At 61.6% G+C, this 20,626-nt stretch carries 19 protein-coding genes; 9 read left to right on the top strand and 10 right to left on the bottom strand.

Features of this window, described 5'->3' with window-relative positions:
• Nucleotides 1-6: 6 nt before the first annotated feature.
• The 6 genes from P0M12_RS14505 to P0M12_RS14480 form a co-directional block, all read right to left on the bottom strand.
• A complete protein-coding gene (locus tag P0M12_RS14505) occupies nt 7-693 on the bottom strand; it encodes an HAD family hydrolase (protein ID WP_003943463.1) in 687 nt (228 codons plus the stop codon).
• Nucleotides 694-962: 269 nt separating this feature from the next.
• Nucleotides 963-2,414, bottom strand: a complete 1,452-nt coding sequence (locus P0M12_RS14500; RefSeq protein ID WP_003943483.1) for a catalase — start codon at nt 2,412-2,414, stop codon at nt 963-965.
• Between the two features lie 31 nt (nt 2,415-2,445).
• Nucleotides 2,446-3,000: a Fur family transcriptional regulator gene (locus tag P0M12_RS14495; RefSeq protein WP_003943517.1), complete on the bottom strand. Its 555-nt coding sequence runs from the start codon at nt 2,998-3,000 to the stop codon at nt 2,446-2,448.
• Between the two features lie 112 nt (nt 3,001-3,112).
• Nucleotides 3,113-3,856, bottom strand: a complete 744-nt coding sequence (locus P0M12_RS14490) for an XRE family transcriptional regulator (protein WP_054187027.1) — start codon at nt 3,854-3,856, stop codon at nt 3,113-3,115.
• On the bottom strand, nt 3,825-5,444 hold the full coding sequence (locus P0M12_RS14485; protein WP_142006325.1) for an AMP-binding protein: 1,620 nt from the start codon (nt 5,442-5,444) through the stop codon (nt 3,825-3,827). Before P0M12_RS14485 ends, P0M12_RS14490 begins: the two co-directional genes overlap by 32 nt.
• Complete coding sequence (locus P0M12_RS14480; protein ID WP_277377879.1) at nt 5,438-7,408, bottom strand: dehydrogenase E1 component subunit alpha/beta; 1,971 nt, start codon at nt 7,406-7,408, stop codon at nt 5,438-5,440. Before P0M12_RS14480 ends, P0M12_RS14485 begins: the two co-directional genes overlap by 7 nt.
• 279 nt (nt 7,409-7,687) lie before the next feature.
• Here P0M12_RS14480 and P0M12_RS14475 point away from each other — a divergent pair, with 279 nt between their 5' ends.
• The 7 genes from P0M12_RS14475 (at nt 7,688) to P0M12_RS14445 (ending at nt 14,605) form a co-directional block, all read left to right on the top strand.
• Nucleotides 7,688-8,605 (top strand): alpha/beta fold hydrolase, encoded by a 918-nt coding sequence (locus P0M12_RS14475; protein WP_054187024.1) that lies wholly within the window; start codon nt 7,688-7,690, stop codon nt 8,603-8,605.
• A gap of 72 nt (nt 8,606-8,677) precedes the next feature.
• Nucleotides 8,678-9,976, top strand: coding sequence for a sugar ABC transporter substrate-binding protein (locus P0M12_RS14470; RefSeq protein ID WP_143542547.1), 1,299 nt, complete (start codon nt 8,678-8,680; stop codon nt 9,974-9,976).
• 17 nt (nt 9,977-9,993) lie between these two features.
• On the top strand, nt 9,994-11,523 hold the full coding sequence (locus P0M12_RS14465; RefSeq protein WP_185744486.1) for a sugar ABC transporter ATP-binding protein: 1,530 nt from the start codon (nt 9,994-9,996) through the stop codon (nt 11,521-11,523).
• An 8-nt stretch (nt 11,524-11,531) separates the two neighbouring features.
• Nucleotides 11,532-12,545, top strand: a complete 1,014-nt coding sequence (locus P0M12_RS14460; protein WP_190287611.1) for an ABC transporter permease — start codon at nt 11,532-11,534, stop codon at nt 12,543-12,545.
• Complete coding sequence (locus P0M12_RS14455; RefSeq protein ID WP_064111995.1) at nt 12,542-13,393, top strand: mycofactocin-coupled SDR family oxidoreductase; 852 nt, start codon at nt 12,542-12,544, stop codon at nt 13,391-13,393. The genes P0M12_RS14460 and P0M12_RS14455 overlap by 4 nt, the downstream gene beginning before the upstream one ends.
• 49 nt (nt 13,394-13,442) lie before the next feature.
• Nucleotides 13,443-14,276 (top strand): mycofactocin-coupled SDR family oxidoreductase, encoded by an 834-nt coding sequence (locus tag P0M12_RS14450; protein WP_054187020.1) that lies wholly within the window; start codon nt 13,443-13,445, stop codon nt 14,274-14,276.
• 26 nt (nt 14,277-14,302) lie between these two features.
• On the top strand, nt 14,303-14,605 hold the full coding sequence (locus P0M12_RS14445; protein WP_277377878.1) for a hypothetical protein: 303 nt from the start codon (nt 14,303-14,305) through the stop codon (nt 14,603-14,605).
• 264 nt (nt 14,606-14,869) lie between these two features.
• Here P0M12_RS14445 and P0M12_RS14440 read toward each other — a convergent pair whose 3' ends face one another.
• Genes P0M12_RS14440 through P0M12_RS14425 form a run of 4 tightly spaced genes read right to left on the bottom strand, consistent with a single transcriptional unit; the run spans nt 14,870 to nt 19,218 of the window.
• The gene (locus P0M12_RS14440; RefSeq protein WP_042922823.1) at nt 14,870-15,517 is read right to left on the bottom strand and encodes a hypothetical protein; all 648 of its coding nucleotides are present in this window, start codon (nt 15,515-15,517) and stop codon (nt 14,870-14,872) included.
• Complete coding sequence (locus P0M12_RS14435) at nt 15,501-17,216, bottom strand: GMC family oxidoreductase (protein WP_054187018.1); 1,716 nt, start codon at nt 17,214-17,216, stop codon at nt 15,501-15,503. Before P0M12_RS14435 ends, P0M12_RS14440 begins: the two co-directional genes overlap by 17 nt.
• Complete coding sequence (locus P0M12_RS14430) at nt 17,213-18,697, bottom strand: NAD(P)/FAD-dependent oxidoreductase (protein ID WP_007732326.1); 1,485 nt, start codon at nt 18,695-18,697, stop codon at nt 17,213-17,215. The genes P0M12_RS14435 and P0M12_RS14430 overlap by 4 nt, the downstream gene beginning before the upstream one ends.
• Complete coding sequence (locus P0M12_RS14425; RefSeq protein ID WP_202427151.1) at nt 18,694-19,218, bottom strand: TetR/AcrR family transcriptional regulator; 525 nt, start codon at nt 19,216-19,218, stop codon at nt 18,694-18,696. The genes P0M12_RS14430 and P0M12_RS14425 overlap by 4 nt, the downstream gene beginning before the upstream one ends.
• Nucleotides 19,219-19,401: 183 nt before the next feature.
• Between P0M12_RS14425 and P0M12_RS14420 the strand changes: the two genes are divergently transcribed.
• Entirely contained in the window at nt 19,402-20,112 is a 711-nt protein-coding gene (locus tag P0M12_RS14420) for a response regulator transcription factor (RefSeq protein WP_277377877.1), read from the top strand.
• A 143-nt stretch (nt 20,113-20,255) separates the two neighbouring features.
• Nucleotides 20,256-20,522, top strand: a complete 267-nt coding sequence (locus P0M12_RS14415) for a helix-turn-helix transcriptional regulator (protein ID WP_277377876.1) — start codon at nt 20,256-20,258, stop codon at nt 20,520-20,522.
• Nucleotides 20,523-20,626: the final 104 nt, after the last annotated feature.

Below are 20,626 nucleotides of genomic sequence, written 5' to 3'. Positions count from 1 at the left end.
CACTGATCAACTCCCGGTATCTAGGCCTGAAACGAGTTCGGAAATCACACTGCCGTCGAGGTGGTCGAGGAGGTCGCGGGCGTCGTCGTACACGGCAGCCGCACCCGCACCTTCGAGTTCGTCGGTCGACATGCCGCCGCTGCGCACTCCCACAGCCACAACGCCCGCCCATGTCGCCGCCTTCATGTCCCAGACGGCATCCCCGACCATGACCGCATTGCCCGCGTCGACACCTGCCTTCGCGAGCGCGACCTCGATCAGGTCCGGATCAGGTTTGGCCTCGTCGACGGATTCCGAAGAGGTGGCGGCGTAGATCATTTCGTCGATGTCGAGCGTCCGGCGTAGCAACTTCAGTTCGTCGTCCGGCGCCGAGGTAGCGAGCACCACATGCAGTCCGAGCGAGTGAACTCGGCGGATCAACTCGCGCGCTCCCGGCAGTACTCGGAGACGGTCGGCCGACTGCCGGTAGTACGTGGTGTGAAGTTCTTTGGCTCGCGGTCCGCACCCGTCGATGTCTTCGCCGAGCAAGGACTCCAGTAGTTGGTCTCCGTCCATGCCGATGCTGCGGTGTACCCGCCACGCGTCGACCGGGCGACCTACCTCGAAGAAAGCTCGCGACCACGCTTCTACGTGCAGATAGTTGGAATCGACGAGCGTTCCGTCGATGTCGAAGAGAACCGCACCTATTGCCATGGGAATTGACTGCCCAACACCTCGGTTCGCGAAACTTGTGCCCCGAGCATTCTCAGCTCGAGAAGCGGATCATGGAGAGTGCGAACAGCAGAAGTGCACGTCGAACAGGGGTGTCGTCATGGAGTCAGTCGTTGTATTCCTTCTCGCATGCTTCGTCTATTGGTTTGCGCTTCTGTAGTTGGGTAGACGGAAACGGACCGCTGCCGGGAAGTGATTTCCCTTGCAGCGGTCCGCATTCGGTAGACCTAAGCGATGCTCATGTCAGCGGGTCACTGACCTGCGCGTACACCTTCTTCGACGCGCTTGCCCAAATCTGCGTCGACGTTCTTCCAGTACTCGAAGACACGCAACAGAACTTCCTCACTGACGCCGGCAAGGGCGTGGCCGACGATGTTGCTCACCAGGCGCTCACGAGCTGCGTCGTCGAGAACTTCACGGACCAGCGTTCCGGCCTGCGTGAAGTCGCCGTCCTCGGCGTGCTCGATGTATCCGGCGCGCACTGCCTTGCCGTCGAACGCCCACAGTCCTTCGTCACCGGCAACCGACGGATCGGCATGCGGTCCGCCGTACGAGTTCGGTGCGTACACCGGCGTCGACGGGGAATTGAAGCTGTAACGCATGGCGCCCTCCTTGGAGTAGGAGTTCACCTCGTTCTTCGGGGCATTGACCGGCAGGTCGGCGTAGTTGGTGCCGATGCGGTAACGATGTGCGTCGGCGTAGGAGAAGACGCGGCCGAGAAGCATCTTGTCCGGGCTGAATCCGATGCCGGGCACCACGTTCGACGGCTCGAACGAAGCCTGCTCGATCTGCGCGAAGAAGTTCTCCGGATTGCGGTTCAGCGTCCACTTGCCGACCTCGATCAGTGGGTAGTCCTTCTGGGACCAGACCTTGGTGAGGTCGAACGGGTTGAAGCGGTAGCCTTCGGCCTCGTCGACCGGCATGATCTGAACCTTGAGTGTCCAGCTCGGGAAATTACCGGCCTCGATGGCGTTGTACAGATCCGCGCGGTGGTAGTCGGGATCGCTACCGGCGAGGCTGTCTGCTTCGGCCTGCGTCAGGAACTCGATGCCCTGATCGGTCTTGAAGTGGTACTTCACCCAGAAGCGTTCACCCGCAGCGTTGACCCACTGGTAGGTGTGCGATCCGAAGCCGTCCATGTTGCGCCAGGTCTTCGGGATACCGCGGTCACCCATCAGCCAGGTCACCTGGTGAGCGGTCTCGGGACGCAGAGTCCAGAAGTCCCACTGCATGTCGTGGTCACGAAGACCGGAGCCGGGCAGTCGCTTCTGCGAACGAATGAAGTCGGGGAACTTGATGGCGTCCTTGATGAAGAACACCGGGGTGTTGTTGCCGACGAGGTCGTAGTTTCCCTCTTCGGTGTAGAACTTCATCGCGAAACCGCGCGGATCGCGCCATGTGTCCGGGCTGCCCTGCTCACCGGCGACGGTGGAGAAGCGGACGAGTGACTCGGTCTTCTTACCCGGCTGCAGGAACGCGGCCTTGGTGTACTTGCTGACGTCGTGTGTGATGACGAGTTCACCGAAAGCGCCGCCGCCCTTGGCGTGGACGATGCGCTCCGGGACACGCTCGCGGTTGAACTGCGCGAGCTTCTCGATCAGGTAGTGGTCGTGAAGGAGCACCGGCCCCTGAATACCCGCGGTCAGCGATTCGTCATCACTTGCGACCGCGATACCGAAATTGTTGGTGGTGGGCTTGGTCATGGCGAAGCCTCCTAGCGTTGTGGGCTGGGCGTCAGAGGAGCGGGGCTGCATCCGAGTCGAACGCATGGGCTGCATGCGAGGTGGCTGACTCGGAGGTTCTGGACGCATCAATTCGATTCTGCGAGACCGCGTCCGACTCGGTGTCGGATTCGGCAGAATTCTTCAGGCAATCTTCGCAACGGCCCCAGAACACGACCTCGGCTTCGTCGATTTCGAAGCCATGATTATCGGAAGGTTCGAGGCAGGGAGCTTGGCCGACAACACAATCGACGTCGACGACCTTGCCGCAGCCGCGACAGACGAGGTGATGGTGGTTGTCACCAGTCCTCGTCTCGAACCGTGCGGGCGAACCCGCCGGCTCGATGCGTCGCAGCAATCCTGCGTTCACGCATGCCTTCAGCACGTCGTAAACGGCCTGTGTGGATACCGATCCGAGCTGCTGCCGCACGAGTGCTGCAACAGAATCGGCGTCTGAATGCGGTTGGGCTGTAACCGCATCCAGCACGGCGAGGCGCGGAGCAGTGACCCTCAACCCGACGGCGCGCAATTGCGCTCGGGGGTCGAAGTCATGCTCTCCGTCTCGCATGTTTCCCAGTATGCCGCTTTTCTGGAATTAGTCAAGAAAAGGATTGCCTAAGTTGAATCGAGACCGGTGTCACACCTAGCGGCATCACACCCAGTGCATCGCACCCGGTTACTCAGCCCAGGACGAACCAGATCGCCTTGACCGTCTCGTCCGTCTCGTTGCGCAACCGGTGGGGAACGTTCCCGACCAGGTGTATCGCTTCACCCGCCTTGAGGAGCCGACGCATTCCATCGATGTCGATCGTCAGAGTCCCTTCCAGCACGTACCCGTAGTCGTCACCCGAATGAGTCTGCGGTGCATCGCCCGGTGCGGAATCGGCGCCGGGCTCGTACTCCGTGAGGAGGAACTGGACGTGATGGTTCGCGGGAGTGTTCGCCAACCGTTGCCAGCGAACACCCGACCGAAAGGTGAGGCAGTCGGAGATCCGCGGTTCGTGAGTCTTCGTTTCGGATGCGGATTCCCGTTCCGGATCGACGCTGTTGCCGAGCAGCACGTCCAAGGACAGGTTGAGTTCGGTCGCGATCGCAAAAAGCGTGTTCACCGCGGCCTGACTCTGCCCCAGTTCGAACTGCGACAGGAAGGACGGCGATACGCCGAGCCGCCTCGCCAATTCACGAACCGGGATTCCCTGTCTCGTGCGTTCGGCACGAACCGTCTTGCCTACCGACGTCCCCAAACCGTTGTCCTCCGTCTTCTGTTTGCGCGCCGCCACCTTGGCCGGCGCCGACTTCTGCTGTGCCGACTTCTTCTGTGCCGTCGTCTTTTGGGGAGTCGTCTTGCGCGGTTGCGATTTCTTCGATGCAGCCGCTGTCGACTCAGCCGTCTTACGAGGTGGCTTTGCGCCGGTTGCCGTCATGTCCGAACTCGCTTCCGTAGGTCTCGGGGACCGCCTGTGCGGAGCCCAAGCCTAGCGCTCGACGTAGGAGAAACTTCTGAACCTTCCCACTCTCCGTCCGAGGAAGCGACGCAACGGTCTCGACTCTCTCCGGAGCTTTCTGAACGGCAAATCCTTCGGACAGCAGGAAGATCCGCAGATCTCGAACGCTTGGCGGATCACCGTCCGGAACCACGAAGGCGCACGCGCGCTCCCCCAGATCCTCGTCCGGATACCCGACCACCGCCACCTCTCCCACATTGGGATGAGCCTCGAGGGCCCACTCGATGTCGGCAGCGCTGAATTTCTCTCCGCCCCGGTTGATGATGTCCTTGATCCGTGACGTGATCCGGATCTGACCGGGTCCGTCCACGGCGGCTACGTCGCCGGTCCGGAAAAAGCCGTCCTCGGTGAACGATTCCTCGTTGATCGAGCTGTCGACGTAGCCGACGAACAGTTCCGGGCCCCGCACCAACAGCTCGTCGTCTTCGCCGAGCCGGAATTCGTTTCCGCCGATCACAGCTCCTTCGTCCTCTGCCTGCAGGTCGATGTCACCGAAAGGATCACCCATGACGAGGGTCGGAAGTTCCGTCGATCCGTAGGTGCGAACAACCGCCGTCCCCATCACGCGATGGGCCCGACGCACCAACTCGGGCGGAATCCCGGCCCCACCACACACGAATCGGGTCAGCTGAGATCGTCGATATCCGCCCTTCTCGTAGGCGTCGGCGAGACCACGGAGAAACGGTGTCGCGCTCACGGTGAACGTGCATTGCTCGCGTTCGATCAACGCAACTGCCACTTCGGGAACCCAGTGTTGCATCAGAACGGTAGAGCAGGCTGCCGCTGCCGGCAGAACTACCGCATACGAAATTCCGGTGATGTGGGGTAACGGCGAAGGCATGAAGATTCGGTCCTGCGAATCCACGCCACAATGCGCGATCATGCTCGAACTCTCGGCCATCAGGGTCCGATGTGTGTGAAGCACGCCTTTCGGAGCCGAGGTGGTTCCCGACGTGTAGAGAACGAGGGCGACATCGTCGGGATCCGCGCGGTGGTCGGGCCGGTTCGACTCCATCCCGAAGTCCAGGAAGTCGTCGAACGTTGTGCGTCGCAACCCACCTTCGCCTCGAGCCTCCACCAGAAGAACCTCTCGGCCCAGATCACGGAGCACCGTCCCGAGTTGCTCGACGTGACGATATCCGCGGTATTCCTGCGGGGCTACGATCACCGACGGCTCAGCTTGCTCGACGATGAAGGACAACTCGTGTGCGCGGTAAATCGGGACCACCGGAAGGAGAATGCCGCCGGCAAGCCACGTGCCCCAGGCCGCAACCACGGATTCCCACCAGTTCGGCAGTTGAACGAGTACCACTTCTCCAGGCTCGAATCCCGATTTATGCAGTGCGCCTGCAAAGCTCGTTGCAGCGTCCACCAATTCCTGGTAAGTCCACCGCACACTCTCGTCGACAAGGGCCAGTGCTTCGGGATCGCGACGCAGGGCGTCGAGAAGCATCTCGGGCAGCACCCCGCCGCCGGTCATTGCCCGCGGGCGGGTAGCGCTCAGCACGACATCACCCGCCGAACGGCTGCAACGATGTCGTCAGGTCCGACTTCCCACTCACGTTCGAGCACCGGCGCATAGGGCGCAGGCGCGTACCGTGCTCCCACCCGCACTACCGGCGCGTCCAGTGAATAGAACCCGGAATCCACCGCCATAGCTGCGATCTCGGCTCCGACGCCGAAGTCCACGACGGCTTCCTGGGCAATGACCATCCGGTTCGTCCGACTGAATGATTCGAGAATCGTCTCCCGATCGAGCGGAGCAATCGTTCGTAGATCGATGACCTCGGCATTGATCCCTTCGTCTGCCAACGTCTGCGCCGCGACCAAGGCGTGCAATGCCATACGCGACCACGAGACGATGGTGACGTCCGAACCTGGTCTCGTCACCGCTGCCTTTCCGATCGGAACCCGAAAATCCTTGCTCGGCAACAAACTTTTCTTCTCGTACAGCAGTCGATGCTCGATGAACATGACCGGGTTGTCGTCCTCGATCGCTGCCCGCAACAACCCGTATGCATCCGCGCCCGAACTCGGCATGAGCACAGTCAGTCCCGGGATGTGCGCCAACAGCGCCTCGAGACTCTGCGAATGCTGACCACCCGACGATCTGCCGGAACCGAACTGCGTCCGCACCACCAACGGCAGACTCACTGCGCCGCCCGTCATGAACCGAAGTTTTGCCGCCTGATTCATCAACTGATCCAGGCACACCCCGAGGAAGTCGAGGTACATCAGTTCCACGACGGGCCTACGGCCCGCCATCGCGGAGCCGACGGCAAGACCCATGATTGCCGATTCGGAGATCGGCGTATCGAGCACTCGACCCGGATACTTTGCGGCCAATCCCCTGGTCAGACCGAAAACATTTCCGCCGGCAACGTCGATGCCGGCAAGAAACACATCCGGATCGGCCGCCAGAGAGTCATCGAGCGCCGCCTTGAGGATCTTGGACTGCGACACGGCCGCGCCGCCCGCGCCGACACCCACGTCGAGGCGGTCCGGCGGGTAGATGCGACGCGGCGAAAAGATGTACTCCATCACGCTCGACGCCTCCGGTTGCGGCGACGACCGCGCGAAACGCTCCGCCTCGGCGACCACCGCCCTCACCCGCTTGTCCACCAGATCGAGTACTTCGTCCCCGATGCCGAACTCTCGGAGTCGGCCACGCGTCAGCGTCAGTGGATCGGCCGCGAGAATGTCTCGCGCCATCTCGTCCTTGTCGCGGTACACCTGCGGATCGCCCTCGTAGTGCCCGTGCACCCGCAGAGTCGTGACCTCCACGAACACCGGACCACCGCTGCCTCGCACCTGCTCGTACACCGGCCGAATACCGTCGGCGACCGCCTCGACGTCGTTGCCTGCCAGCGTGATCGATTTCATCCCGTATCCCGCTGCGCGCGCAGAGATCGGGACAGGATGCTGATCCACCGTCGAGGAAAACTCCGAGAATCCGTTGTTCTCGCATAGGAAGATGATCGGCAGCTTCCACAGAGCAGCCATGTTCATCGCCTCGTGGAACGCACCGGTCGCAATCGCCCCGTCACCGAAGAACGCCACCACCAGATCGCCCTCACCGCGATCCTTGGCAGCGAAAGCCGCACCGACGGCAATCGGCAACCCCGCGCCCACGATCCCGTTCGCACCGAAGATCCCCAAGCGGGGATCCGCCACGTGCATCGAGCCACCCCGGCCGTTGTTGGCTCCGGTGACCTTGCCCATCAACTCCGCCATCATCCGGTCGGGCTCGAGACCTTTTGCCAGAACATGGCCGTGCCCGCGGTGCGTCGAGGTGATGACGTCACTGACCCGCGCATGAGTGAGAGCCCCCACCGCGCACGCCTCTTGACCTATCGAAGTGTGAACGAACCCCGGAATGGTGTCGCCCTTGTAGAGCGCCGAGATGCGCTCCTCCATCATCCGGATCAACAACATCTTTTCGTAGGCACACAGAACTTCTTCGCCGTTCACGAGCCGGAACACCTCCAATAATGCTGCGCTCGTTACGAATACATGCGCAGTGGGTGAGCAGGACTATACCGACGGATTTTCCTCGCTGTCCAGTGGCACTTGACAAAGGCTGTGAGGTGACTCACGATTACGGAGTACTTCGGATCCGCGACGATCCGCTCGGGGCAGTTGGCACGAGCGAACCGCGTCGATGCCGTAATACGCACGGCGACAAGACCGTCCGTTTTCTTTCGTACCTACTTCCGTTCAGCTTTCACTCGTTACATGAGGAGTCGCGCAATGCGCCGTGAAGATGTCGAATTCTCCAGCGACGGAGTCACCGTTCGCGGTTGGCTGTACCGACCCGACACCGACGACGACGTTCCGGCCGTCGTACTGGCAGGCGGTTGGTGCTACGTCCGCGAATTGGTCATGCCCTATTACGCCGAGGCCTTCGTGACGGCCGGTATGGCTGCGCTGGTCTTCGACTACCGCAACCTGGGCGTCTCGGACGGTGAGCCCCGCCAACATCTGGACCCGAAGCAACAGATTCGTGACTATCAGAACGCGCTCAGCTTTCTCGAGCGCACTCCCGGCATCGACAACGACCGTCTCGGCGCCTGGGGAATTTCCTACTCCGGCGGCCACGTGATGATTCTCGCCGCGACCGATCCCCGGGTGAAGGCCATCGTGTCTCAGATTCCGGTGATCGACGGGTACCGCAACATGCGTCGGATCCACGGGACCATGGGTTATCGAAAGCTGTGGGACGCAATTCTCGAAGATCGCCGACTCCGCTTCGACGATCCGGATCAGCGACTGCACATCGCGCATGCGAGCGAGAACCCCGAGGAAGAACTGTCGTCCTGGCCGTTCCCCGAGACGAAGACGACCTTCGCGGCACTTCAAGCCACCGAAGCTCCTCTCTACCAGAACAGTTCGACCATGGAATCCGTCGATCTCCTGCTCGACTACGACGTCAACTACTTCGTACCCCGGATTCTCGACACGCCGTCGATGATGATCGTCGCCGAAGGCGACGACCTCACGTTGTGGGACTTGGAGATCGAGAGTTTCAACAACATCCCGACTCCGAAGAAAGAACTTGTCGTCCTACCGCACACGTCGCACATGACGCTCTACAGCGATCAGTCCAAGCTCGCAGTAGCGGCCGAACACGCTTCCCGTTGGTTCACAACGCATCTGCTGGCGAAGTAGCGAAATCTCCCGTTTCCTCCACACCTCGAGACAACCTCTCGAGCCCCCTCTTGTGAGACCAAGGATGTGATCATGCCTTCGATCGAATCGAAGATCGTGGACGTCGCGCGAAACGCGACGTTCTCTCATCCACTGACCCGACGTTCCTTCTTCGCCGCAATGGGCGCAGCAGGCATCACCCTCGGCGCAGTGGCCTGCGGAGCAGGCGGCAGTTCCACCAGTACCGCCGCCGGCGGTGGCGCTGGCGCGGGCAAAGTCCAGGAAAAGACCCTCTGCCAGGTCACAACTCTCTCCAACGACTACTTCGTCGCGTTCTCGGACGGCGGCAAGCAGGCGATGGACGCGCTGGGCGTGAGCATGTCCTCGGTGGAGGACCAGGGCAACGTCAACACTGCGCTGGGACAGGTAGGCAACGTCCGCGCTTCGGGCGGCAAGTCGATCTTCGGTACTCCCGCCACCGAAGCTCAAGCGGCAGCTGTCACGAAAGCCTGCCAGGCAGCCGGGATTCTGTATGCCAGCTCGTACACGGCGCCCGCCTGGTACACACCGGCCGACGCGGACAAGTGGGTCCGCTTCATCACACCGCCGTCCACCAAGATCGCCGTCGCAACCGCCAAGGCTTTGTTCGACAAGGTCGGCGGCAACGGAACCATCATTCATGTTCCGGGGCAGAAGGGTTCGTCTTCCGACGATCAACGGACAGCTGGACTGAACGCCGCGGCCAAGGACTACCCGGGAATCAAGATCGTCACCGCGTCGCCGGGCAACTGGACTTCGGAGGACGCGAGAAAGGCGTTCACGAACATCTTGCCTTCGGTGCCGGACTTCGTCGGGGTGTTCGCGCAGAACGACAGTCAAGCTGCAGGAGTCATTGCGGCACTGGACGCCGCGAAGATCACCGGCAAGATCGTGGTCGGATTCGACGGTAACAAGCAGAACGTCGAATACATCGCGCAGGGAAAGCAATACCTGACCAGCGCGACGGTCGGCGGACTCACGGCAGGAATTCTCGGTGTCACCATCTTCGATCAACTCAACGGCGTCGACCTGTCTCTGCCGGAGCGATTCCTTTCACAGGGAGCACTCCTGGTGACTCCGGAGATCGCCGACGACGTACTGAAAACCGTGTACGCACCCACACTTCCGTTCGACTGGGCAAAAATGAGCAAGGCCCTGCATCCTGACGATTGGGACCCGCAGACCGTACTCAACCCTATCGATCCGCGGGAGTACTACGCCGGCGTATCGCAGGACCAATACACGCTGAACAGCGCTTGGAACTCTGCAGATATCACCGGAGTACGCACCGAGTACGCAGCCGCGTTCCGCTCGGGCCCGTTGCTGCAGTACAAAGACCAACTCGTGGCCTGAGAATGAGTGATACGAAGGTGAGCGACTCAGCAACCATCAGCTTGCGTGGGGTCTGCAAGAGTTACGGACCCGTTCACGCCCTCCAGGACGTCTCACTCGACGTCAGCCGAGGTGACGTTCTCGGCTTGATCGGTGAGAACGGCGCCGGAAAGTCAACGCTGATCGGCGTTTTGACGGGAACGGTGCGTCCCGACGCCGGAAGCCTCGATGTCAACGGGACACACGTGGAACTCGGCGACTCGCGTACTCTCCGCGAACTCGGAATCTCCGTGGTGGTCCAGGAGCAGTCATTGGTCGATGCACTGCGGGTGTACGAGAACATCTATCTCGGACGTGAGGGCGAGATAGGTGGTTGGGGACCCGGCCGGCGTCGGAGAATGCGCGACGCCGCCCAGTCGCTACTCGACACACTCGGCATCGAGGGGCTGCGCGCCGACGCCGTTGTCGCCGAATTGACTTACCCGCAAAGGCAACTGGTCGAGATCGCACGTGCCTTCTCGCGGATCACCGACGCCACCGAAGCGCCGGTGATCCTGCTCGACGAGCCGACAAGCGCGTTGACCGAGACCGAGGTGGAAATCCTCTTCGCGTTGATCGAGGGGTGGCGCGATCGGGTGTCGTTCATCTTCGTCTCTCACATCCTGCAAGACGTCCTGCGGATCAGCACACGGCTACTCGTACTTCGCGACGGGCGGTCCATCGAAACGCTCTCCGCTGACGGCGTCACGGCGGAGCAACTGCACGAGTTGATGGTGGGTAGCGAACGCAGCGCGGACTACTACCGCGAAGGCGAACAGACCGGAGTGCTGTCGACGAAGCCGTTGATCGAACTCCGAGATGCAAGCAGCGCAGGCGAGTTCGAGTCCGTCGATCTTGTCGTCCGACCGGGCGAGGTAGTGGGACTGGCCGGAGTCATCGGTTCGGGGAAAGCGTCGGTGGCTGCAGCAGTCGCGGGTGCGGAGTCGTTGTCGGCGGGTTCGATTCACGTCGACGGTACTGCGCACGAGCACTGGTCGGTTCCCGCTGCCGTGGCAGCCGGAGTCTTGTACGTCCCGCCGGAGCGTGCCCAGGACTCCCTGTTCCGCAGCGCGTCGATCAGAAACAACATCTCGATCGGCTTCCTCGATCTCCTCCGCCACCCGTGGACGCGGCTACTGCGTTTACGGACCGAAAGGGAATGGACGACGCAGTTAGCCCGCGCGCTGCAGGTCAAGGCCCCGTCGTTGTCGACGCCCATCGGGGAACTCAGTGGCGGAAACCAACAGAAGGCGATCTTCGCTCGGTGGCAAGGTCGCGAATGCAAAGTGCTGGTCCTCAGCGATCCGACGCGTGGAATCGACGTCGGAACGCGAGAGGAGATCTACGGTTTGGTCCGGTCGATGGCTGCATCGGGGGTCGGCGTGCTGCTGTGCGCCGAATCCCTCGAAGAAGTGATCGGAATGTCCGACCGAATCGTGATCATGAAGGACGGAGTCATCAGCGCAGAGCTGGCGGCCCCTGCAGAGCACAAGCCCGCCGAAGTCGACGTGATCAAGCACATGATGTGAGGAATGCAGTGACCCAGACACTCTCGAAGCAATCGCCGGTCAGCGATGCCGCAGCGCCGTCAGGCGCGCGCGGTCTGCTGAGTCGACTCGATCAGCACCGCAACATAGTTGTACCGACGGTTGCAGTGCTGGTCCTGATCATCTATTTCCAGTGGCGCACGGAAAGTTTCATCACTGCGACGTCCGCGCAGAACATTCTCAACCAGATGGCTTTCCTGACCGTGCTCGCGCTCGCCGGCACGTTTGTCATTCTGATCGGTGGTATCGATCTTTCGGTGGCGGCGACGGCCACTCTCGCCGGAATTCTGATCGCCACGTGGATCGACAAGTTCGGCGGCCCGTTGGCGATAGTCATGGTGATCGCCGCCGGGGCGGTGGTCGGACTGGTCAACGGATTGATCACGACAATGCTCAAGGTTCCGTCGTTCCTGGTGACGCTGGGAATGATGTCCGTACTCGACGGCATTTCCAACACCGTCTCCAAAGGCGGTCCTGTTTCCTATAATTCGAATCTTCTCCAGAGCCTGGTGAACGAGTCGATGATCCCCAACGTCCCCAACGGGGCACTGATCGCAATCCTGCTGACCATCGGCGCGACAGTCCTGGCATTCGGTACGTCGTTCGGTCGCCACATGTATGCGGTGGGCGGCAACGAACGCGCCGCGGCACTCGTCGGTGTTCGCGTACGACGCACCAAACTTGCGGTCTTCGCGGTTGCCGGAGCCGTCGCCGCGATTGCCGGAATCATCTTCACCGGCCAGGCCAGCACCGGCGTCCCGATGGGTGCAGGCCCGAGCCTGCTCAATTCCATCGCAGCCGTGGTGGTGGGCGGCACCGCACTGTCCGGTGGCGTCGGCGGCCCACATCGAACGATCCTCGGTGCACTCGTGATCGTGTTGCTGAGCGCCGGAATGGACCTGACCTCGGTCGACCCCTACACACAACTCGTCATCAAGGGCATCGTGGTGATTGCCGCAGTTGCACTGACCATCGACCGACGCCGATACGGAGTGATCAAGTGACCACCAGAGCACGCACCACCGGAAGAGTTTCGGGCAAGGTCGCGTTCGTCACCGGCGCAGCACGCGGCCAGGGCCGGGCACATGCGATCCGCTTGGCCGAGGAAGGCGCAGACATCATCGCGCTCGACATCTGCGCCGATGTCGAAGGCGTTCCGTACTCGCTGGCAAGCGAAGCCGACCTCGCCGAGACCGTCCGGTCGGTCGAGGCGGTCGGCGGACGAATTCTGGCCGAGGTGGCCGATGTTCGCGACTTCACCGCGATCAAAGGTGTCCTCGGCCGCGGAGTCGACCAGTTCGGTCACGTCGACATCGTCTGTGCCAACGTCGGTATCAACATCCCATCACCTACACACGAACTCACCGAAAGCCAGTGGGGCACTGTCGTCGACATCGATCTCAGCGGCACGTGGCGAACCGCCAAGGCAGCAATCCCCTACCTGATCGAACAGGGCGTCGGGGGCGCGATCATCCTGACCAGCTCGGCGGCCGGGCTCAAGGGATACGGCAACATCGCGCACTACACAGCCGCGAAACACGGCGTCAACGGGTTGATGAAAACTCTCGCGCAGGAACTGGCTCCCCACCGAATCCGAGTGAACACCGTCAACCCCACCCAGGTCGACACTCCGATGATCATGAACGACGCCATGTACGAGTTGTTCTGTCCGGACATCGACGAGCCGACCCGGGAGGATTTCGCCCCGTTGTCGCAAGCGATGAATGCGCTGCCCATCCCGTGGGTCGAATCCGTCGACGTCAGCAATGCCGTGCTTTTCCTCGCGTCCGACGAAGCCAGGTACATCACCGGCGTCGCACTGCCCGTCGACGCAGGCGTACTCGTCAAATAGCTCTCCGATCACCCACGTACACAACAATTTCAGCAACAGGAGGATCCCCATGACCGGACGATTCGAAGGCAAGGTCGCATTCATCACGGGTGCTGCTCGCGGGCAAGGGCGTAATCACGCATTGCGGCTGGCGCAGGAGGGCGCGAACATCATCGCTCTCGACTCCGTCAAGGACAACGACACCGTGCCGTACCCCTTGGCCACGGAGGACGACCTTCAGGAAACAATCCGTCTCGTCGAAGAAGCAGGCGGCAAGATCATCTTCTCGCACGCCGACGTGCGCAACTTCGACTCGGTCAAGCTGGCCCTCGAAGCCGGGCTCGATCGCTTCGGCCACGTCGACATCGTCATCGCAAACGCGGGCATCCTCTCCTTCGGGAACGCGCACGAATTGGACGAGGAGAAGTGGGGCGAAATGATCGACGTCAACCTCAGCGGCGTGTGGCGCACCGTCAAGGCCGCGATCCCCCACATGATCGAACAGGGCACCGGCGGCGCGATCGTCCTCACCGCCTCCGTTGCCGGGCTGCGCGCGTACACGGGTGTCGGACACTATGTTTCGGCCAAGCACGGCGTCGTGGGATTGATGAAGACCCTCGCCCAGGAACTCGCTCCGCATCGCATTCGCGTCAATACCGTGAACCCGACGCAGGTCGACACCGAGATGGTGCAGAACCAGGCGATGTACAACCAATTCGTTCCCGGCACCGACAATCCGGGTCGCGACGACTTCGCCAAGGCCTCCGGCGACATGATCCTCTACCCGATCCCGTGGGTAGAAAACGACGACGTCACCAACGCCGTCAAATTCCTCGCCTCCGACGAAGCGCGTTACATCACCGGCGTCGCGTTGCCCGTGGACGGCGGCGTGCTGGTCATGTGAGTGACCGACCAGTTCAGGAGACTCTCGTGAACCGAGTGACGAAGATGCCACCTCAGCTCTGTGGAGGGACGAGCGTCGCAACCACCCACGAATGCCAGGTTCGACGTGCCAAACGCTCGCGAAACCGTGGATCGTATGCGGACGACCTCATCGACTTCGCAATCCTGTGGCGCCCGTGGAACGGCGCCGCTGCCGAGGACATCTTCGTCACCTTCGGCCTGTCGCCGCAGACGTATTACAATCGACTGCGATCAGCTCTGAGTGGGCCGGCCGGATCGGACCTGTGCACGGCACTGAAAATGGAACTCGCCCAGCTCGGCGCTGCCTGAACTCGTCGGCCCTGCTTGAATCACTACACACCGCGTCGGAAATACTTCACGATCCCCGGGAACAAATCCGGGGAGACCGCCGTTGAACACCCTGTCGGCGTCCGAACAAGCCCCGGGCCCCACCCCTTTTGTCGCTGCGAGCGACCACCCGCCGAGAGGCGCCTGTGGGACGTCGACACCTGACTTTCACACCACACCACACGACCAAGGCCGCCCGGTCACTGACGGGCGGCCTTGGTCGCTTTTTCTCAGGTCAAACCCCCGCTACCGATGCTTGGCCGCTCCCGTAGTCATTTTTCCGCCCAGAATCACGACGCCGTGATGGGTGCCCGCAGCAAGCCAGTCCGGCAGGGTCTGCCCCTCTGCCTCGACGCCCACGCGCGCGTATCGGAACGATCCCGTCAGCCTTGCCGACGCGATCGCCAGACCTCCACCGGACTCCGGCTGCGCAAATCCCAACGCCCCGGCAATCGGCAGACGCGGCCCGAGCATCCGCGTATCCGAACGCACCCGCCAACCGTCGCCGGTTGCAGTGAATTTCTGCTGCACGTCTCCGTCGAACTCGGCCAGAACCTTGGGTAGTTGCCAGTGGACTCGCCCACCGTGCACCGACGGTTCCGAATCCACCGCGATGAAAGGGACCGCCATCCGCGGCATAGGCCCGATCCGTTTCCCTGGCGCATGCAAGACCGGACTGGCGAGGATCTCGCGATACGGGCCGACCGGCGAATCGAGGTAGTCCACCATCATGGCCACCGTCATCGGAATCGTTCGACCATCCGGGCCGAGCTCCCGCGCCGCCGACGTACTGCGGTGCCACCACAGTGTCGCGCGAACGCGAGCCGGCCACGGCGGCGGATCACTCACCGGCCAGTCGACGCGGTCACTTGTCGATTCAGGCACGCTCCACATCGGACACCTTCTCAGCTCGAATGGTCAGGGGAAGCCGCAAAGCGCCTGGTGCATGCGTCGGCACCACCGGATCGGACGGCAAAGTCGGATCGATACGTACGTATGGCTCGCCGGTCTTCGGCCGGGCGTCCGCGCCACCCTTGTTCGGCCACATCGCGCACGCTCGTTCCGCCTGCGCAGTGATGGTCAGGGAAGGATTCACTCCGAGATTTGCGCTCACCACCGAACCGTCCATGACGTGCAGTCCCTCATGACCGTATGCACGCAGATACGGATCGACGACGCCACTCGACGCGCTGTCACCGATCGCGCAGCCACCCAGAAAGTGTGCCGTCATCGGGATGTTCACGATCTCGGCGATGGAACCACCCGGGTCGCCGTCGATCTTCTCGGCGACCTTGCGAATGGCTTTATGACCCTGCGGAATCCACTGAGGAGGTGGATCGCCCGGTCCCGGTCTACTGGTGAGGGAGCGCCCGAATCGTTTGGTGTTCTTGGAAAGTTCGAGGGAGTTGTCGTCGGTCTGCATCACCAGCGCGATGACGGTTCGCTCGGACCAGTTCCGTACCGACAACGACCGCAAGAACGCTCCTGGGTGTCGGGCCGCGACCGCCAGAGTCTTCAGCACCCGGGGAGTTCGCCCACCGCCGTCACTCAGGACGGTCTGCAGAAGTCCTATTGCATTGCTGCCCTTGCCGTATCGCACCGGCTCGATGTGCGTGTGATCATCCGGGTGAAAGGACGACGTGATGGCTACGCCCTGCGTGAAGTTCCGTCGACGCGACTTCGACGTTGCGGCCAGTACGGCTTCGGAATTGGTACGTACGACGGTGCCGAGAGTATCCGACAGGCCCGGCAGGGCACCGGATTCCTTCATACCGAGCAGCAGCCTCGCCGTTCCGTACGTTCCGGCGGCAACCACCACCTGATCGGCGGTGAACCGAACTTCTCGCCGGCGGACGCCGTCCGTTCGCCTCGCGAGCAGGCTGTAACCACCGCTTGCCGCCGGCCGAAGGTCGGTGACGGTCGTGAGCGGATGAACCCTGGCGCCCGCTTGCTCGGCGAGATGGAGGTAGTTCTTGACCAGCGTGTTCTTCGCACCGACTCGGCAACCGGTCATACATCCCCCGCATTCCGTGCAACCTGTGCGTTCGGGTCCTTTTCCGCCGAAGAACGGGTCCGGCACGGAAACTCCTGCCTCCCCGAAGAAAACCCCGACGGGGGTGGACGTGAAGGTCTCCCCCACGCCCATCTCTTCGGCTACGTCCTTCATCACCGCATCGGCAGGAGTGAAGGACGGATTGGTGCGAACACCCAACATCCGTTTGGCCTGGTCGTAGTACGGCGCCAGTTCGTCGTGCCAGTCAGTGATGTGCGCCCACTGACGGTCTTCGAAGAACCGATTGGGTGGCTGATACAACGTGTTGGCGTAGTTCAACGACCCACCTCCGACGCCGGCCCCCGCCATCACGAGCACATCCGGAAGAAGATGGATGCGCTGAACCCCATAACATCCGATCCACGGCGCCCACAGGTACTTTCGAAGTCTCCAACTGGTTTCAGGCAACTCGTCGTCGGCAAACCGTCGACCGGCTTCGAGCACCCCGACGCGGTAGCCCTTCTCCGTCAGGCGAAGAGCGGCGACACTGCCACCGAATCCCGAACCGATAACCACCACGTCGTAGTGCGTCGCGGTCATGCCTCGACGCTTTCGATCTTGCGAGCGGAGTAGTTCTCCCGATCGAAATGCTCCAGCAGCGAACGGAATTTGAAAGTGAACGTCGGCCACTGCACCGAGTTGCGCCCCTCCGGATCGATGTACCAACTCGAGCATCCGCCCTTGTTCCACACCGTGTGCTGCAACTCGTGCTGAATTCCCTTGTTGTAGTGCACCTGCACCGTCTCGTTCACGTCGAGGGCATCGATCCGCTCTCGCTTCATGGTGTTCAAGGCGTCGTTGACGTACTCGGCCTGGGACTCGAGCATGTACACGATCGAACTGTGTCCGAGGTTGGTGTTCGGACCGTACATGAGGAACAGATTCGGGAACCCGCTGACCGCAGTACCCTTGTACGCGTTGGGACTACCGTTCCAATGTGCGGCCAGCGTCTCGCCACGTTTTCCGGTGATCAGATGCGCAACAGGCGGTTCCGTCGGCGTGAACCCCGTGGCGAAGATGATGGTGTCGACCTTGTGCTCGACTCCGCGTCCGTCGACCACTCCGTTTTCGGTGACCGAGACGAGCCCACTGTCGACCAGACTCACGTCCGCGCGGTCAAGGGTGCGCAACCAGTCGTTGGACAGAAGCATGCGCTTGCAACCGATCGTGAAATCGGGAGTCAGTTTCCGGCGCAACTCCGGATCTTTCACCTGTCTGCGCAGATGAAGGCGCGCGGCCGCCTCGAAGGCAGGCAGCACCCACGTCGCGTGCGACATCGCGGCACCGAGTAGCTCGCGGAAGCCGTAAACCCACCCTCGAATCACCTTCTGTGTAACGGGAATCCGCGAGTACACGGCCTTCTGTGCGGCAGGCAGGGTGCGATCCATCCGCGGAATCACCCAGGCCGGAGTTCGCTGGAACACGGTGACATGGGCAGCAGGGTCGGCAATTTCGGGAACGAACTGAACCGCCGACGCTCCCGTTCCGATCACGGCTACGCGCTCACCGCGCAGTTCGTGTTCGTGGTTCCACGTCGCCGAATGGAAAGTGGTCCCGGAGAATTGGTCGAGACCGGGAAAATCCGGGATCTTGGGCGTCGACAACGCTCCGGTCGCGGCGACCAGAGCTTTGGCCGTCAACGACCCTCGAGATGTCCGAATACGCCACAGCGCCGCATCCTCGTCCCACACAGCAGCTTCGAGTTCGCAGTTCAGGACTACGCGTTCCACGATGCCGGTGTCTGCGGCCACCTTCTTCAGATAGTTGTAGATCTCGGGTTGACGAGCAAAGGTATGACTCCAATCGGCGCTCGGTGCAAAAGAATACGAGTACAACGCCGTCGGCACGTCACAGGCACAGCCTGGATAGGTGTTGTCGCGCCAAGTGCCGCCGATGTCAGCTCCACGCTCGATCAACACGACGTCTGCAGCGCGATTGTCGCGAAGCATTCTGGCGGCCAAGCCCATACCGGCAAATCCGGCACCGACGATCAGCGTTTCGACATGTTCGGGAAGCTTCACTTCTTCTCCACTCGGGATTGCCAGGCCGGCAACAGTCGCGCTCTGAGCGCGTCGTCGGCTTCGGATGTACGAAACAGGGCTGAGACGGCAAGCCCACGAACGAGTTCGATGGTGAGTTCGACCGACTCGGAGTCGAACCGATCACCGAACAACTCGGCGCTGCCGAACTCGAGCGCCTCACTCACCTTGCGTTCGAGGGGCACCGTCGCCGCATGCAGAACGGGATCGGTCCGCGCCGCGACCCACAATTCGAGGGCGGCATAGAACAGCGGCCCGGAGAACGCGTCCGACAGGACCTCGAGGCCTCGACCACGATCCACTTCAGCGGTGAGGATTTCTTCCAGCCGCTTGTCGACCAGATACTCGACGGCCGCGACGACCAGCGATTCCTTGGTCGGAAAATGATGCAGTTGCGTACCCCGCGAGACGCCTGCGCGGCGGGCGATCTCTTGCGTGCTGGTCCGTGCGTAGCCCAGCTCGACCAACGATTCGACGGCGGCGTCGAGGAGGCGCCCACGCATCGCCGCTGTACGTTCGGCCTGGGTACGGCTTACTTTCGCATCGGAAGTGGTCTCGGTCACAAGACAACTGTAGAGCCGAAACGTAAAACAGTCCAGGCTGACTTCAAATCTTGACACGTAACATACCGGTCAGTCAGCTCTGCCTGATAACGTCCTCGCATCGAGCGGAGGGAAACAATCGCTATGCCAGAGCAAACAGCATTTCCACACCGCCGTGTCGGGTTGGTGGAAGACCACGAGTCGGTAGCAATCGGCGTGTCCGTGATGCTCGAGGACGAGCCGGACCTCGAATTGGTGTGCATCGCGACCACTGTGTCCGAGATGCTCGCTCAGAACGTCGCCTTGGATCTGGCAATCCTCGACCTCCGACTGGCCGACGGGTCATCGCCCAAGAGCAATGTCGAGCAACTGCGGTCCGCCGGGCTCGAGACATTGATCTTCACCGGGGCGGAAAACCCGTACCTCGTTCGCTCGGCCGCCCGTGCCGGCGTACTGGGTGTTGTACGCAAGTCCGAACCGACTGCCGTCGTGGTTGATGCGATACGCGCCGCCGCGTCGGGAAGGCAGGTGGTGACGACAGAGTGGGCTGCCGCAATCGACGGGGATCCAGGTCTCGACGAAGTGGGTCTGAGCCCTCGACAACTCGAGGTCCTCGAACTTTACGCATCCGGAGAGAAGGCGGATCGAGTTGCGCGACTCACCGGTTTGGCGCCGCAGACGGTTAACGACTACCTCCAGCGCATCAGGCAGAAATATGCGGCTGTCGGACGACCCGCACCGACAAAAACGGATTTGTACAAACGCGCGGTCGAAGACGGGGTGTTACCAATTCCTGAACGGCCTACTTCCGGAAAAAAGCTGACTTTGACTAACAATGAGATTCGGCAACAATAACTCTCACAGCGCTGCCCCTGAAAATATGGGCAGAGGAATTGATGTCTGGGAAAAATTTCCCTCTTCGAATTACATTCATCTGACAAGAAGACGGCACTGTCGGGGGTCTGTCATTCCGCTACAGAGAAGTAAGGACGAAACTCATGACAGTCACTGTGGAAAACTGCATGGCACAGGATCCCGTAGGACCGCACCTTTCGGAGCGCGAAATCGAGGTTCTCACGGAATGGCTACTGAGTGATTCGAAGTCACGCGTTGCTCAAAACCTCTACATCAGCGTGGGAACGGTGGGGACCCACCTGTCGCGGATTCGCGAGAAGTATGCCGACGTTGGAAGCAACGCACCGACGAAATGCGAATTACTCGTGCGAGCGATACAAGATCAGATAGTGACGATCGACGAACTCTGATCGACAGAGTTGCTTTCGACAAAACAGCCAGTGCTTCTGACGAAATTCTGAGGCTCTTCGGCCGCTTCATCGGCGCCGGCTATGTCTGCTATTTGATATTGCTT

This window comes from Rhodococcus sp. RCBS9 (assembly GCF_029457415.1).
GTDB classification, from domain to species: Bacteria; Actinomycetota; Actinomycetes; order Mycobacteriales; family Mycobacteriaceae; genus Rhodococcus_F; species Rhodococcus_F qingshengii.
The sequence above is the reverse complement of the archived record's forward strand: the minus strand, read 5'-3'. Positions and strand labels throughout refer to the sequence as shown.

Bases quoted from the DNA above. Each gene is read 5' to 3' on its own strand.
- P0M12_RS14505 (WP_003943463.1), bottom strand. From the start codon at position 693: ATGGCAATAGGTGCGGTTCTCTTCGACATCGACGGAACGCTCGTCGAT.
- P0M12_RS14500 (WP_003943483.1), bottom strand. From the start codon at position 2,414: ATGACCAAGCCCACCACCAACAATTTCGGTATCGCGGTCGCAAGTGAT.
- P0M12_RS14495 (WP_003943517.1), bottom strand. From the start codon at position 3,000: ATGCGAGACGGAGAGCATGACTTCGACCCCCGAGCGCAATTGCGCGCC.
- P0M12_RS14490 (WP_054187027.1), bottom strand. From the start codon at position 3,856: ATGACGGCAACCGGCGCAAAGCCACCTCGTAAGACGGCTGAGTCGACA.
- P0M12_RS14475 (WP_054187024.1), top strand. From the start codon at position 7,688: ATGCGCCGTGAAGATGTCGAATTCTCCAGCGACGGAGTCACCGTTCGC.
- P0M12_RS14470 (WP_143542547.1), top strand. From the start codon at position 8,678: ATGCCTTCGATCGAATCGAAGATCGTGGACGTCGCGCGAAACGCGACG.
- P0M12_RS14450 (WP_054187020.1), top strand. From the start codon at position 13,443: ATGACCGGACGATTCGAAGGCAAGGTCGCATTCATCACGGGTGCTGCT.
- P0M12_RS14440 (WP_042922823.1), bottom strand. From the start codon at position 15,517: ATGTGGAGCGTGCCTGAATCGACAAGTGACCGCGTCGACTGGCCGGTG.
- P0M12_RS14435 (WP_054187018.1), bottom strand. From the start codon at position 17,216: ATGACCGCGACGCACTACGACGTGGTGGTTATCGGTTCGGGATTCGGT.
- P0M12_RS14425 (WP_202427151.1), bottom strand. From the start codon at position 19,218: ATGCGTGGGCGCCTCCTCGACGCCGCCGTCGAATCGTTGGTCGAGCTG.
- P0M12_RS14420 (WP_277377877.1), top strand. From the start codon at position 19,402: ATGCCAGAGCAAACAGCATTTCCACACCGCCGTGTCGGGTTGGTGGAA.
- P0M12_RS14415 (WP_277377876.1), top strand. From the start codon at position 20,256: ATGACAGTCACTGTGGAAAACTGCATGGCACAGGATCCCGTAGGACCG.